This window comes from Polaromonas sp. P3_B4 (genome assembly GCF_056402835.1).
Window position 1 is genome coordinate 1,827,231 of the sequence record NZ_JBFUGQ010000001.1, and the last position, 14,589, is coordinate 1,841,819.

6 protein-coding genes are annotated in these 14,589 nt (G+C 64.9%); 1 reads left to right on the forward strand and 5 read right to left on the reverse strand.

What is annotated here, in order from left to right:
• Positions 1 to 10: 10 nt before the first annotated feature.
• Positions 11 to 7,252, reverse strand: a complete 7,242-nt coding sequence (locus AC1DVV_RS08770; RefSeq protein ID WP_477702169.1) for a two-partner secretion domain-containing protein — start codon at positions 7,250 to 7,252, stop codon at positions 11 to 13.
• Between the two features lie 504 nt (positions 7,253 to 7,756).
• The gene (locus tag AC1DVV_RS08775) at positions 7,757 to 10,297 is read right to left on the reverse strand and encodes a two-partner secretion domain-containing protein (RefSeq protein WP_477702170.1); all 2,541 of its coding nucleotides are present in this window, start codon (positions 10,295 to 10,297) and stop codon (positions 7,757 to 7,759) included.
• Between the two features lie 319 nt (positions 10,298 to 10,616).
• Here AC1DVV_RS08775 and AC1DVV_RS08780 point away from each other — a divergent pair, with 319 nt between their 5' ends.
• Complete coding sequence (locus tag AC1DVV_RS08780; protein WP_477702171.1) at positions 10,617 to 11,105, forward strand: hypothetical protein; 489 nt, start codon at positions 10,617 to 10,619, stop codon at positions 11,103 to 11,105.
• 15 nt (positions 11,106 to 11,120) lie between these two features.
• Here the strand turns inward: AC1DVV_RS08780 and AC1DVV_RS08785 are convergent, their stop codons facing one another.
• Genes AC1DVV_RS08785 through cbiB form a run of 3 tightly spaced genes read right to left on the reverse strand, consistent with a single transcriptional unit; the run spans position 11,121 to position 14,589 of the window.
• On the reverse strand, positions 11,121 to 12,575 hold the full coding sequence (locus tag AC1DVV_RS08785) for a cobyric acid synthase (RefSeq protein WP_477702172.1): 1,455 nt from the start codon (positions 12,573 to 12,575) through the stop codon (positions 11,121 to 11,123).
• Entirely contained in the window at positions 12,572 to 13,603 is a 1,032-nt protein-coding gene (locus AC1DVV_RS08790; protein ID WP_477702173.1) for an aminotransferase class I/II-fold pyridoxal phosphate-dependent enzyme, read from the reverse strand. Before AC1DVV_RS08790 ends, AC1DVV_RS08785 begins: the two co-directional genes overlap by 4 nt.
• The gene (gene cbiB, locus AC1DVV_RS08795) at positions 13,600 to 14,589 is read right to left on the reverse strand and encodes an adenosylcobinamide-phosphate synthase CbiB (protein WP_477666037.1); all 990 of its coding nucleotides are present in this window, start codon (positions 14,587 to 14,589) and stop codon (positions 13,600 to 13,602) included. The genes AC1DVV_RS08790 and cbiB overlap by 4 nt, the downstream gene beginning before the upstream one ends.

Genomic DNA, 14,589 nt, shown 5'->3' on the forward strand with positions numbered 1-14,589 from the left:
GGGGGTGGGCTTATTCCTCGTTCGTATTTCCGGCTTCGGCAGCGGCGGCTTTCAGGGCGTCACTGGGGTCCGCACCACCACCCTGCGCGCCGCCACCGTCACCTGAAGCGCCAAGGCTCGCGATGTTCCGCAGCGCGCTCAGATAAGCGTCGCTTGCCGGGCTGCCGCCTGGCACTACCGGCACCGGCGCAGGCGCTGCTACCGGGTTGATGGTCAGCACGCCGTCGACATAGGCCAGCGCGTAGTTGCCGGCACTGTAGCCCCCGGGCGTAATGGCGTAGCTGCCCATAGCGCTCGCGCCTTGCGAACTGCCGCCGTAGGTCAGCGCGCCGCCCAGCACGACCGCCGTTTCGCCGCCCACAAAGCCGCTGAAACTCACGCCGTTTCCGCCGGTATAGGCTGCGGCGCCCACGGTCCGGTTGTCATTGTTGGCCGTGATGCTCAGGTTGGCCTTGTTGATGTCGGCCGTCGCCGTGACGGGCGCCGCCGCCAGCTGGTAGTTGCTGGCCAGGCCGCCCGCGCCGTTGGCCAGGCCGTAAGTGGCGGTCACGGTCTTGCCGTTGGCGGCATTCGCGTCGGAGAAGCTGGCACCCGTGGAATTCAGGGTCAATAGCTCGCCGTAGGCCAGGCCCGTCAGGGTGCCGACGTTGCCGAGGGTCGCTGTTGCGCTGCCATCGTAGGTTTTGTTGTTGGCCGCCATGCCCGTCACGCTCACCGTGGCTTTGCCCACCGTCAGGGTGCCGTTGGTGTACGCAATGCCGTAGCCCAGGGCTGAAGCCAGCGTGCCCTGGGTGATGGCATGCGTGCCTGCGGAGGCCGCGGAACCCGTCGGCGCTGCCAGCAGGCCGGCCAGCGCGGTTGCGGCCGTGTCGCCGGCCACCAGCCCGGAATTCAGCGTGTAAGTCAGGCCCGGGTCGGCCGCGCCATAGACCTTGGCCTGGTTGTCACCCGTGATGGTGAGCACCGGCGTCACGCTGTATACCATGCGGTTGCCGCTGAGCGAAGTCATGGAAGCATCGGTGGGCGCATTGGCCGCATAAGTGCGGCTAAAGGCGTTGCCGGTAGAGGCCAAGCCGCCCATGGTGTTGGCCGTCGGATCGGTTGAATACACCAGGAAGCGGCCCGCGCCCGGGTTCAGCGGTGTGGCGCCAGCGTTGTTGATGAAGTTGCGCCCGGCGGCCAGCACCAGCGAGTCGTTCGCCGCGCTGCCTGAGGTGACCGCATTGTTCAGCGTGATGTCGCCCGCCGCGCCGGTGGCGCGCACCAGCACCTTGCCGCTGGCGGTCAACCCTGCCGTGTTGACGGTACCGATGGCCAGCGCGCCGGCCTGCGAATAACTGACGTTGCCGGTGTTGCCGGCCAGCGTGGTCACCGCGTTGCCTGCATTGTTCAGCGTATGGCTGCCGGTGCCCAGCAGTTCCAGGCCCGTGGCAGTGATGGCCGCGCTCTGGGTGCTGGTACCGGCGGTGTTCAGCGTGAGTTCGCTGGCCGTCAGCGCGCCGTTGACGGCAATATTGCCGCCGGTCGTGATCAGCTTGAGCTTGTCCTGGCTGTTGCCGAACGCGCCGCCCACCGTAATGCCGGCATTCGAAGCCAGGCTGACGGTCTGGGCGGAACCCGCGTTGGTGCTCACGCTGAAGTTGCTGGTGTCGATGGCATTGGCGGCGGTGATGGTGATGTCGCCGGCTGCGCCCGTGGTGCTCAGCGCCTGCGCACCGCTCACATTGGTACCCAGCGCGATGCCGTTTTGTGAGGAAGCAGTCAGAGACGTCCCTGAGATGTTGTTCGCCGCGCCGTTGGCGTCGGTGATGGCGCCGGCCGCGGCGCTGAGGCTGACCGAGCTGCTCGACACCGTCTTGACCGCCAGGTTACCGGTCGTGGCCGTGACATTGACGCTGCCCGCCGCGAAGATGTTTTCCAGCGTGCCGCCGTTGGCCAGGCTCAGGTTGACCTGCGAGGCGCCGCCTGCCGCCACCGCAGTGACGGACGCAGCGGAAATACCCACCGCACCGGCGGGGCTGGTGCCTACACTGCCTGCGCCGCCGTCGAGGTAGACCGAGCCGCCCGCCGAATTGCTGATGTGCGGAGCCGCGCCGCTGGCCACAATGCCCTGCGAGCCTTTGACGCGCACCGCCGCTGTGCCGGCGGTGGTACCCGTGGCCGTGCCGCTGCTGGTGATGCCGCTTGACGCCAGCGTGACCGTGCCGATGTTGTCGACGTCAATGCGGCCGGTGCCGGTATTGGTGAGGGACGTGAGTGTGGTGTTGATGCCGTTGCGCAGCACGATATCGCCCGCGCCGCTATTGGTCGCCGTAAAGGCGCCGATCTGGTTGGCAGCCAGGTTGAGATTGACGCCACCCACACCGCTGCCGGTGAAGCTGCTGGCCACAATGGCCTGGGTCTGCGCGATGGCGCCGTTCAGGTTGGTGAGCGTGGTGGCGTTGCTGCCCGAGTTGATGCCTGTGTACCCGTCAACCGTACCAACCGTGAGCGGCGCAGCCTTGCTGCTGGTGGCGGCGAATGCGCCGGTGGTAGAGCGCCCGCTGATCTCGTCGATCTGGTTGCCGGCGTTGGTCAGGGTCACGGAGGAGCCTACCGCGTTGAGCTTGCCAACACTGATGGCCCCCGTCTGGCTGATGGTGCTGGCATTGAGCAAACTGATGACCGGCAAGGGTCCCGGTGCGGCAGTTATGGCACCACCAATCTCAATGCCGCCCGTGCTCGTCAGGGTACCGATCTGCAACACCCCCGCCGTGATGTTGTTGATCTCAGTGGTACTCAAATTCAGTGTTACGGCTTCAATACCCCCCACCGGTGACGAGAGCGTGATCTCCCGGTTGGTGCTAAAGGGCGCAATCACCACACGGCCGGCCCCTGCATTGACCGTACTGTCAATCTGGACCCGGTTGCCAATAATCTGGATTTCACCGCCACCGCTGGTGACCGTCGTACCGCTGAGATTGACATCACGGGAAGCCACAGGCGCAGGCGCAGGCACGCCGGAGCCACGCAAAACGATGTTCGCGCCATTGGAGTTGATGGTGCCGCCCTCCATGACCAAGCCGGAGCCTCCGACGATAGATCCCCCGTCGAGGGTGCCCGTGATGTCCATTGCACCGGTGGAGCTGACAATGGGGCTGACGCCACCAATGCTGACGGTGATGGATGTGCCGACGACGCTGGTGGCAGTGGTCGCGGAGCTGGTGGTGCCCACAATGGTCAAACCACCCGTGCCCGCGAGCAGCTCCGCCGCCCCATCGATCAGCACACCCTTGCCTGCGCTACCGCCCACCGTAGCCGAGCCCGTAAGCGTGATTTTTTTGCTGGCGCCGGACTGCACCTTGCCGCTGACATGCAGGCCCGTACCATCAAGGATGGAATGATTGGTTAGCGTGCCAGTGAGCGCAACGTCTCCACCGGTGCTGGAAACTTCCGCCCCGCCGGCCAACTGCAGGCCTTTGCTGGTGGCCAGCGAACTGCTGCCGACCCGGCCCGTGATGCTGATGTTGCCGGCGCCGGTAACTTTCGCGCCCGAATCCAGGCGCACGCCACGTGACACTTGCGGTAAACCGGAAGGCCAGCCCGCATCGCCCGAAATGGTGATGACTCCGTTGCCTGCGGTGATGTTGGAATTGGTGACGACCACGCCGCCCGCCGAGCCGCCGGTGGCGCTGGCGCCGCCGCTCGTCAGGTTGCCGTTGATGGTGATGTTGCCTGTGCCGGTGGTAGTAACGTTCGATTGGGTAGCGCCGTTGTTCACGATCTCCACCGAATGCGTCGCGCTGGCGCCAGCCGCGCTAAGCACAACGTTGCCGCCGACCGCGCTGACCGTGCTGCCCAGCACCTGGATGCTGCCGTTGGCCGCCGCCAGGCTGACGTTGGCGCCGCTTGCGCTGTTCTGTATGCCATCGCCCTGCCCCAGGTCTGTCACCACCAGCGTACCTGTACCGGCATGCGACAGCGCAATATGGCCGCTGCCTGAATTGATGGCGCTCAGGCGCGCCGCATCGATGGCTGCCGCACCACCGGTGCCGTTGCCTATGCCGCCCGCTGCCGTCAGCATCAGGTCGCCCGTGCGCAGCGTGGCGCCGGTCTGCACGTTGATGGCGCCGCCCGAATTGACACTCAAGCTGGTCAGCGCCGTGGTGGCACCCACCGACGCATTGAAATTGGTGGGCCCGGCGCTCGTGGTGCTCAGCGCGTTCGCGCCGTCGACCGTGTTGGCGAATGTGATGCCACCGGCGGTGCTGACCAGGCTGACGGTGCCGGCAACCGTTACCGCGCTGTTGAAAGTTTGCGCGCCGCCCGTCTGCAGCGTACCGCCGAACAGGTTGATGCCCCCGCCCGCCGTCAGCGCGAGGCCGCCACTGAAGGTTTGCGTGCCCAGGTTGATGGCTCCGACGTCCCTGATCAGTGTCAGGATGCCGGAGTAGGTGGGCGTGGTGGGAAAGGCAAAACCGCTGCCATAACGGAAGGCCATGTCTCTGACGCTGCCGCTGCCATTGACCGTCACGCCACCGCCGAAGGTATTGGCCGAAGTGCCCAGCAACACGTCCTTGCTGGTGCCGTTGAGCGTGAACGTGGAGGCGCCCGTCACGTTCAATGCACCGGCTTGCGAAATGGAGCCGGTGCCAGACGTTGCCGTCAGGCTGCCGCCCACGGTGGATGGGCCCAGCACCAGGTCGTTCACATTCCGGATGGCCACGGCGTTGTTGCCGGAATTATTGAGCCCGACCGCGCCCGTGAAATTGTTGCTCGCGTTGCTCAGGTCTATCGCGCTGGCGCCGCCGTTGATGGTCACCGCGCCCGCGCCGGCGGCCTGCGTGATCGCGCCCGTCTGCGCGATGTTGTTGCCGCTCAGGCTCAGCGTGCCGCTGCCGACCGACACAGTGCCCAGGGTCAGCGCACCGCCCGCGTTGTTGATCGCGACGTTGTTCACGCCCAGGTTGCTGACGCTGACTGCGCCGTTGAAATTGTTGAGGCCGCTCAAGTTGACGCTACCCGCGCCGGCATTGACGGTCGTCGTGCCGCCCGCGACCAGGACGCCGGCGGTTTGCTGGATGGCCGCATTACTCGCGGTGAGCGCCAGGTTGCCCGTCGCCGTGAGGTTCCTGTTGATGTTCAGGCCGCTTGTTGCGGTCAGGCTGAGGTCTTTGGCGCCCAGGTCGCCGCCCAGGGAAATAGAGCCGCCCGACAAGGTCAGGTTGCCTGCGCCGGTGTTCAAGGCCCCCAGCGTCGTTAGCGTGCCACCGCCGGCCGCCAGGCTGACGTTCTGGTTGGCGCCCGTCAGGGTCAGGGCATTGAGGTTGAGGCTGCCAGTCGCGCTGACGTTCACGTCCTGGGCTGCCGTGATGGAAGCGTTGGCGATGGCTGAGGCACTCAAAAAGTCGACCTGGCCACCTCCGCCTGTCCCCAGGGCGGTCAGGTTGAGCGTGCCTATGGCATTGGAGAAGCTGTTGATGCGTATTCGGCCATTACCCGTGTTGCCCGCAGATGCGGTGAAACTGCCGCCGGGGGCACTCATGGTGGCGTTGACGGCGCCGGCATTTCCCCGGATGTTGGTACCCGCGTACAGGTCGAAGGAAGAACCCTGCCAGTCCACGCCGCTATTCATGACCACTTCACCCGTGGTGGCTTTCAGCTTCAAACTGCCGGCAAAGATCTGCCCCAGACCGTCGGTGCCGCCGATGCTGCCGCCGGCCGTCATGTCCAGCGCACCGCCGTTCAGGTTCAGGGTTCCCACGCCGGTGATATCGCCGACGGCGTTGGCCGTCACAGAAAGAGTTGTGGAAGGCCCGCCCACACCGATATTGCCGTTGAGGAGGATGTTGCGCCCGGCGGTCATGGTCATACCGGCCGCGCCTGCATTGGTTTTGGTGATGTTCGCGCCGGTATTGATGTTGATGTCGCGCTCGGCAGTCAGCGTGAAGGTGTTGTTGTCCGTCCGGTTGATGGCCTGGTTGACGTGGATGTCGCCGTTGCCGCCGGCCGTGCCCATGGTGGCGGTCTGGATTTCAAAGTTGCCGCCAGTCAAAGCGGCCGCGACGGCTGCGGCCGTCATGTCGCCCCCGGCGGAGATGGTGAAATCGTTGGGGTCTATCAGCCATTTACCGGTGTTGCCGGCGGAAGCCAGCGTGGTGACCCTGGCGCTGTCGGCCACCTTCACATGCGCGGCGCTGGTTTCGACAAAGCCGCCATTGCCGCCATCGGGAGCCGAGGCATCGAGCGTGCCGCCGACATTGACCGTACCCGTCTCCATGTCACCCATCAGCAGGATGCGCCCGGCCTTGTTCTGGATCGTCTTTGCTTCAATGACACCGGTGTTGTTCACCGTCGCCGTGGTCAGCTGGTCCATGGCTTTGGCGGACAGCAACACCTGGCCGCCATTGGCCTGGATCAGCAGCTTGTTTTCAGCCAAGGCATTGATAGCGCCCTGGTCAATGCTGTAGCCCAGCAAGTTGCCGTTGTCCAGGTTCAGGGTGATCTTGTTGCCCGCTGCCAGCAAAGCGGTTCCCAGCATGGCCCGGATGACGCCTTCGTTGCGTACCTCGGGCGCCAGCAAGGCCACATAGCCGCCATTCGCAGCCGTCAACGTGCCCTTGTTGGTAACCTTGCCGGCGCTGCTGCCGGTGCCAGCTTGGCCGGGGTCTGTGCCAAACGTGGTGCTGCCGGCCATGAAGTCAGCATTGCTCATGGAAAGCGTCGAAGCCACGAGGCCGCCGACATTGACCTGGCTGCCCGCACCAAACAGCACGCCGTTCGGGTTGAGGATAAACACTTGGCCGTTCGCCGTCAGGCTGCCCAGGAATTCGCTCGGGCTGCTGCCGGTGATGCGATTCAGCGCGATGGCCTGCGCATTCGGCTGGTTGAACACCAGCGCCTCATTGGCCGCGGTGGAAAGATGCGTCCAGTCGATCGCCAGGCGCTGGCTGGCCTGGTTGATCGTGGTGGTGGCGCCGCTGGTGCTGACATTGCCGCTGCCCACCACCACGGTGGAATTCAGCGCATCGGCAGCATGCACCTGCAAGTTAAAGACGGACATCGCCAGCAGCATGACCACGGCAGCGCGGCACCGTTCATGCAGGACAAAAACGAGGCCCCCACGAGGGCCGGCGGAAGCAACTTCAACACCGCTGCGCGCGGAGCCGCCCCTGCTTCGGCCTTTGGCGGTTTCAGCCACGGCCACCCACAGGCCAAGCGCGGCGTTCCAGACCAGGCGATAGATGCGGTTGATGCTGGCGTGACTTTTCATGGGAGTCTTTTCGGAAGGTCAGGAAATCCGGCTACCGCCTGGGCGAGCGGGGTAACAAGGGCCCCGTGAAGGTAACCATAAGTATCCTTGAATTACCCCCGAAATGCATGGGGAAACGACTGCATGTGGCGTTTCAACACCGGCGTACCTACGCGGGTGCGGGAACCAACGATGCCCGCGCGTGTTGGAGGGGGATTTTGACGCTATGTTTTTAATAGCTGCTCGCGCACGTCCATATTGCGCTGGAGGCACTTTTTGCATTAAAGAACAGGCCGGAATTGGCTGAAAAAAACGTTTAGCGCTGTTTTCCAGCCCTGTCGGGGTGCGTAGATCCCAAAAATCCCATTTTGTTGGCAATTTTTGACCAAGAAATCACGCCTACAGGCAATACAGACGTGCGCCAGCAGCTATAAAAAACATAGCACCCCTCCAGTCACTTCCTGACTTCCTGGGTGGTACCGCATGACGAGAAGCGTTTCCTGTCCTCCACCGCCAGCTTGACACTTACTCGTCTTCACCCGTGTTGCCGGCTTCGGCGGCGGCCGTCCTCAGGGCATCGACCTGGGCGTCGGGGCTGAGGCCGATGCGGGGGTTCGCGGAGCGGTTCACGCCGGCCAGGTAGATCATCGCGCTGCGGTAGGCCTCGTCGATCAGGAAATTGCCACCCGAAATCGTCAGCGTGCCACCCGTGATGTCGTAGCCCTCCTGGTCCGACCAGGCGAAGTAGCTGCCAGGGTTGGTGCCGCTGGCGGCCGTGACGCCCGGCGCACCGGCGCCCGACTGCTGCGCACCGTTGTAGGCCACGCTGGTGTCGGGCAGCGCGAGCGGCTGCAGAAAGCTGCGCAGCAGCGGACCGGTCTGGCCTTCATAAATGCGCCACGTGGCCGTGGAGCCGCCTTGGGTGGCGATGTCCCAGCCGCTGAAAGTGCTGGCCTGCGTCAGCTGCGCACTGGTCTTGCCGGTGCCGCCCGCGCTGGTGGCCTGCCCAGAAGTGCCAATGTCCCAATAGCTGTTGTTTGTCGCTGCCGTTCCAACCTGTTCGGCCACCAGCCCGCCTGCCATGCCGGTGGCAGTGACGCGGCCGGTGCTGTAGGCGCGCGTGATGATGCCGTCCAGCGAGCTGCCGACCAGTCCGCCCACCTTGTCGGCGCCGCTCACGGCGCCGCTGGCGTACGCGTCGGTGATGCCGCCCTGGCTGAGTTCGCCCACCAGGCCTCCAACCTCGTCGTTGCCCTGAACCGATGCTGTGCTGTAGACATTGCTGAAGGTGGTGCAGCAGCCCTGCCCCGCGATGGCGCCCACAAAGTCGGCGCCGGTGATGCTGCCGCCCACCAGCCCGAGGTTCTGGATGCTGGTGCTCTGCGTAAGGCCGAACAGGCCCACGAAGTTGTCGCCCGGGCGGTTGATGAAGAGGTTGCGGATCTTGTGGTTGAGGCCGTCAAAACGCCCCTCGAAAATACCCGGCGCGCCGACGCCACCCAGGGTATCGAAACCCGCGCCGGCGTTCCAGTTCACCGTGTCGCTCGCGTCGATGTCGGCGCCCAGCACGTAGTTGCCGGTGGGATTGCCGTTGATGCCCTGCAGGTCGGTGCCGGTGGTGCTGCCTGCCACGCCCAGGCTGGTGATGACTTTGTACGGGTCGGTGACGCCGTCGCTGCCCAGCCGGGTGCTGAAGTTGTCGCCAGCCCGCAGGTTGACTGTCGCCCTGACGTTGTACGTTGCAGTGTTCCCCGCATTGATGGCGCCCAGTCCGTATTCCAGTGCCAGCTTGCCATTGGCGTGCTGCGAGGTGATGGACGCGTTGATGTTGATATTGCGCCAGGCGCTCAAGGTCAGCGTGGTGCCCGCGTTCCAGGTGAAGGCCGCGTTGACGTGAATGTCGCCGTTATCCGTACCACCGGCATTGTTGGTCGCCAGCGCCACATTGCCCAGGTTGAGGCTGGCGGCCAGGGTGCCCGCGCCTATGCCGCTGCCGGTCAGCGCGCCGCTGCCCGCGGCGACGGTGAAATCGGTCGGGTCTATCAGCCAGGTGCCGTGGTTGCCATTGGCCGCCAGTGTGGTAATGACGGTGCCGTCGGCCACCTTCACGTGGGCCGCGCTGGTTTCGACAAAGCCGCCGTCACCGCCGTTCGGTGCGCTGGCGTCCAGCGTGCCGCCCACATTGACGGTGCCGGTCTCCATGTCGCCCATCAGCAGGATGCGCCCAGCCTTGTTCTGCAGGGTTTTGGCTTCAATGACACCGGTGTTGTTCACCGTGGCCGTGGTCAGGCTGTCCATGGCTTTGGCGGACAGCAAGACCTGCCCGCCCTGGGCCTGGATCAGCAACTTGTTCTCGGCCAATGCATTGATCGCACCCTGGTCAATGCTGTAGCCCAGCAAGTTGCCGTTGTCCAGGTTCAGGGTGATCTTGTTGCCGGCGGCCAGCAAGGCTGTGCCCAGGGACGCGGTCATCACGCCTTCGTTGCGCACTTCAGGCGCCAGCAAGGCGAGGTAGCCACCCTGCCTCGCGTTCAGCGTGCCCCGGTTGACAACCGAGCCACCAGAGCCCGTAAACACATGGTTGCCGGCCATGAAGTCGGCATTGCTCATGCTGAGCGTAGAGGCGACCAGGCCGCCCACGTTGACCTGGCTGCCGGCGCCAAACAGCACGCCGTTCGGGTTGAGGATGAACACCTGGCCGTTGGCCGTGAGGCCGCCCAGGAATTCGCTCGGGCTGCTGCCGGTGATGCGGTTCAGCGCTATCGCCTGGGCGTTGGGCTGGTTGAACACCAGGGCTTCGTTGGCCGCGGTGGACAGGGTCGTCCAGTCAATGGCCACCCGCTGGGTGCTTTGGTTGATCGTGGTGGTGGTGCCCACCGTGGCCAGGCTGGCGGCGCCCGCAGACACGCTGGCGTTAGCGGCGTCTGCGGCCTGGGCCTGCTGGGCACCTCCGGCAAGCAGGAGCAATGCAGCGCTGCAGGCAGCATTGAGTGTGAAGCCGCCCGTTGCACTGGCGCCGCGTCGGGCCAGGCGGTAAATGCGGTTGATGCCGGCATGGCTTTTCATGTGTAGCCTTTCGGGACAGGACGGGCGGCGAAGCCCCCAAAGATCTCTCTTTTCCTGCCGGCGATGGCCTGCCATTTGGGGCCACAGGGCCATGCGCCGCGCATGACAAGTGCCATATTACGACGCCCCGGACCGGCGCGATAGCCTGGGTTTCACGCATGGCGCAGCCCTGGGAAGCCCTACTTGCTACAGTTTTGATAGCTGCTCGCGCCCGTCTCCATTGGGTTCAGGGCTTGTTTTTCTTAAGAAATAACACCTGGCGACAAAGGGATGGCTCTGCGCAGGGGAAGCCACGTTGCGGCCTCTTCATAATCACCCCATGAAGTTTTCACACAGCTATCCCCATTCCATGGCCGGGAGCCACCCCTTTCGCAAGCTGACCGGTTTGGCCCTTATTAGCTTGTTCTGCGGCCTTGCCGCTGCGCAGACAGCCAAACCCGCACCATCCGCCCCGGCACCTGCGCCCCACCCTCTCGTGGGCACTTGGAGCTGGACGCTGGCAGGAAAAGCCTGCACCGAAACCTGGCAATACAGCGTCAAGGGCACCCGGCTTAACACCAGCGGCGAAGAAGTCACGCGAGGCGACTACGAAATATCCGCAGCGCCGAGCGCGCAAGGGTTTTACCGGCTCACCGACACCGTGACCGACAGCAATGGCAAGCGGGACTGCTCAGGCGACCTGCACGAAGCGTCGGACCCGCCGGTCGTGCGCTTCATCCAGTTCAGCCCCAAGCAGGACCAGTTCATTGTGTGCAAGGCCGAGTCGTTGCAGGCCTGCTTCGGGCCTTTGAAGCGGATGCCGGGCTAGCGCCCTTGCGAGCGCTCAGCGGCCGCTGATCAGCGACTGCAAAACACCGGGTGTGAAATGCTCGCCGATGTAGTCGGCCAGGCCGTCGAACACAGAGTCGAGCGTAGGCACCGTGGCGCCGAACAGCGCCTGCAATACCGCCGGGTCTTCAAACATGCCATGCAGGTACAGGCCCAACACATTGCCGCGAATGTTCTGCCAGGCCAGGCCTTCTGCCATCACCGCGCTGGCCGTGTCGCCCGCTGCGGCCAGCGCCGGGTGCTGCGCGGTCTGGCCGTGGTGAATTTCATAGCCCTGCAGGGCCACGCCTGACAGCGCCGCCCAGGCGCCGTCCAACGCACCAAAGCGGGCCTGCCGCTGCCGTACCGTTTTGCTTTCTTCGAAGACGGTGACCACCGGCAGCAGGCCCAGCCCGGGTGCATTGCCGTCGATGCCATGCGGGTCAATCAACGCTTCGCCGAGCATCTGCAGGCCACCGCAAATGCCCAGCACAGCGCCGCCCTGCCCTGCGTGGGCGGCAATGGCCTGGTCCAGCCCCTGCGCGCGCAGCCAGGCCAGGTCGCCGCTGGTGTGCTTGGAGCCGGGCAGGATGATCCAGTCGGCGCCGGCCAGGTCGGCCGGGCTGCGCACCCACTTCAAGCGTACGCCGGGCACATTTTTCAGGGGCTGGAATTCGTCGAGGTTGCTGATGCGCGGGTAGGCAATCACGGCCACGGTGGTGGAGACTTCCCCTGCCGCGGTGCTGCGGTCGTCAAACACACCATCCTCTTCAGGCAGGCCGTGTTGCCACCACATCGGCAGCGTCGCCACCGTGGGAATGCCGGTCAGGTCCTGCAGCATTTGCGGGCCGGGCGCCAGCAGTTTGGCATCGCCCCTGAATTTGTTGAGCACAAAGCCCTTGATGAGTTTGCGCTCGGCTTCGTCCAGCATGGCCCAGGTGCCATACAGGTGGGCAAAGGCGCCGCCGCGGTCGATGTCAGTCACCAGCAGGCAGGCCGCATTGGCGTGCTGCGCAGCGCGCATATTGACGATGTCGCTGGACTTGAGGTTGATCTCGGCCGGCGAGCCTGCACCCTCCATCACGACCACGTCGTTGTCCGCAATCAACTCATCGAGCGCCCGCGACACCACCGGCCAGACCGAGGCGCTGCGGCCGCGCCATTCCATGCGCGAGAGTTCGGCATTCACCTGGCCCATCAACACGACCTGGCTTTGTGTGTCTTTTTCGGGCTTGAGCAACAGCGGGTTCATGCGCACGTCGGGTGCGGCTCTCGCCGCCAAGGCCTGGAAATATTGCGCGCTACCGATCTCTCCTTGCGCGACCACCCTTGCGTTGTTGCTCATGTTCTGCGCCTTGAAGGGCGCAACCTTGAGCCCCTGGCGCGCGTAGTAGCGGCACAGCGCTGTCGTCAGCCAGCTTTTACCGGCGCCGCTGGTGGTGCCCAGCACCATGACACTTTTTGCACTCATGAACTTGTCCTGGAGAGTTGTTGCCACGCGTTGTGCAGGGCATCCTGCGCGGCTGGCGGCTGCACGCCCAGGCGCACATGGCCGGGCAAACCGAATGACGTCGTGTCGCGCAGCTTGATGCCCTGGGTGCGCACTGCGGACAATGCCTGTTGCAAGCTCACGCCTTCGGGCAAGGCCGGCTGGGCGCAGAAGAAATTGGCGTCGCTGGGCAGGCATGTCCATCCCAGCGATTCGCAGACACTGATCTGCCGGGCTTTCCATTCGCGCAAGGTGTTGAGGCTGCCGGCGAGCCAGTCCTGTGCCTCTTCGCTTGCCCAGGCCTGCAGCATGGCCTCACCATGCGCGCCCACCGGCCACGAGGGGCAGAGTCGCTCCAGCGCTGCAGCGTTGTCCGTTTGTTCCATCGGTGCAATCACATAGGCTGCACGCACGCCGGTCAGGCCCAGCGCCTTGTTGGGCGTCCAGAGCTGCCAGGTGGTTTGCAGCTGCTGCGGCGTGAGCGTGGGCACAGCGCTGAGCCGCAAGGGCTCGTAAGCGCGGTCCAGCACGACAAGGGCTGACACTTCCACCACTTTCCGGCCGTCAACCAGCTCACCCAGGCCGCGATGCGCAGCACCCAATGGGCTGGAAGGCTCACAGGCCCAGAGCAGCTGCACATCCTCGGGTTTGTCGGCCACCTCCAGGCCATGCGCCCCCGCTGCCTGTGCGTAATCGCCGTAGCTGTGCGGTGGCAGCCACACCGCGCGTGCGCCCTGCTGCGCGGCCAGGGTGGTCATGCGAAAGATGAATTCGCTGGCGCTGGCCGCCAGCAATACACGCGCCTCATCGACACGATGAAAGACCGCCAGTTGCCTGCGCAACTGCGTGTAGCCGGCGTCGGGGTAACGGGTGGCGTCGGCCTGGCCGACGGCAGTCAGCGCTGCAGGGCAAGGCCCGCAGGCATTGCTGTTGGTTGAAAAGTCGTGCAGCGGCACACCGAGCGCGTCGGGTCCGCCGTGAATGCGCGTGGTGACGAGGCTGGTGCTCATGCCGATACCGCCAGCGCCATCAACAGCATCGCCAGAGTGGCAACCAAGGTTTGGGAGAACACCGCCTTCGAGGCCAAGGTTTGGGCCAGGGCCGTGTCCGATGCTTCAGGTGGCCGCCCTTGGGGGTTCAAGATATATACGCCCGGCTTGCCGAGCGAGATACCCAGCGCCAACGCCATGGCCGCCATGGGCCAGCCGCTGTTGGGCGACGGGGTCTTGCGGGCTTCTTCGTGCAATGCCTTGAGCGGCAGGCCTCTTGCCGCCAACGCCAGCAACAGTGCCGTCAGGCGTGCCGGCAACCAGGAGAGCACGTCGTCCGCGCGCGCCGCCCACTTGCCGGCCCATTCCCAATTTTTGCCGCGGTAGGTGCCGCGGTAACCCCACATGGCGTCCGCCGTATTGGCGAAGCGGTAAATGGCCGCCCCCGGCAAACCCAGCAACGCAAACCAGAAAACCGGGGCCACCACAGAGTCATTGAGGTTTTCGGCCAGCGACTCGATCGCGCTTTCCCGCACCTGGCTTTCAGTGAGCTGGGCGGTGTCGCGGCTGACCAGCCAGGAGAGGCGCTCCCGTCCTGCTTCCAGCGACTGGCCCAACGCCAGTTCGACCGCACCGACTTCTTCGCGCAGCATGCGCCATGACAGCATGCATTTGAGTAACCAGGCCATCGGCGCGGCCAGCAGCGCAGTGTCGATGGCGGCGCCCCAGGCCGGCGCCTTGATGTAGCCGGCGAGCTGCCAGAACACCAGTGCCTGCACTCCCCAGGCTGCTGCGCCCACCAATGCCACACCCACCCACCAGGCCAGCGTGCCGAGGAAAAAAGCCGGCCCGGGCGGGCAGCGCACGGTAATGCTTCCGCAGGCCCGAAGGTAGTTGCCCATCCAGACCACCGGATGCACACCTGTGGGTGGTTCACCGAAAGATTTGTCTACCCATAAAGCCAGCAACAGCACTACACCGAGCACGCACGCCGTGTGCCCTGCCAT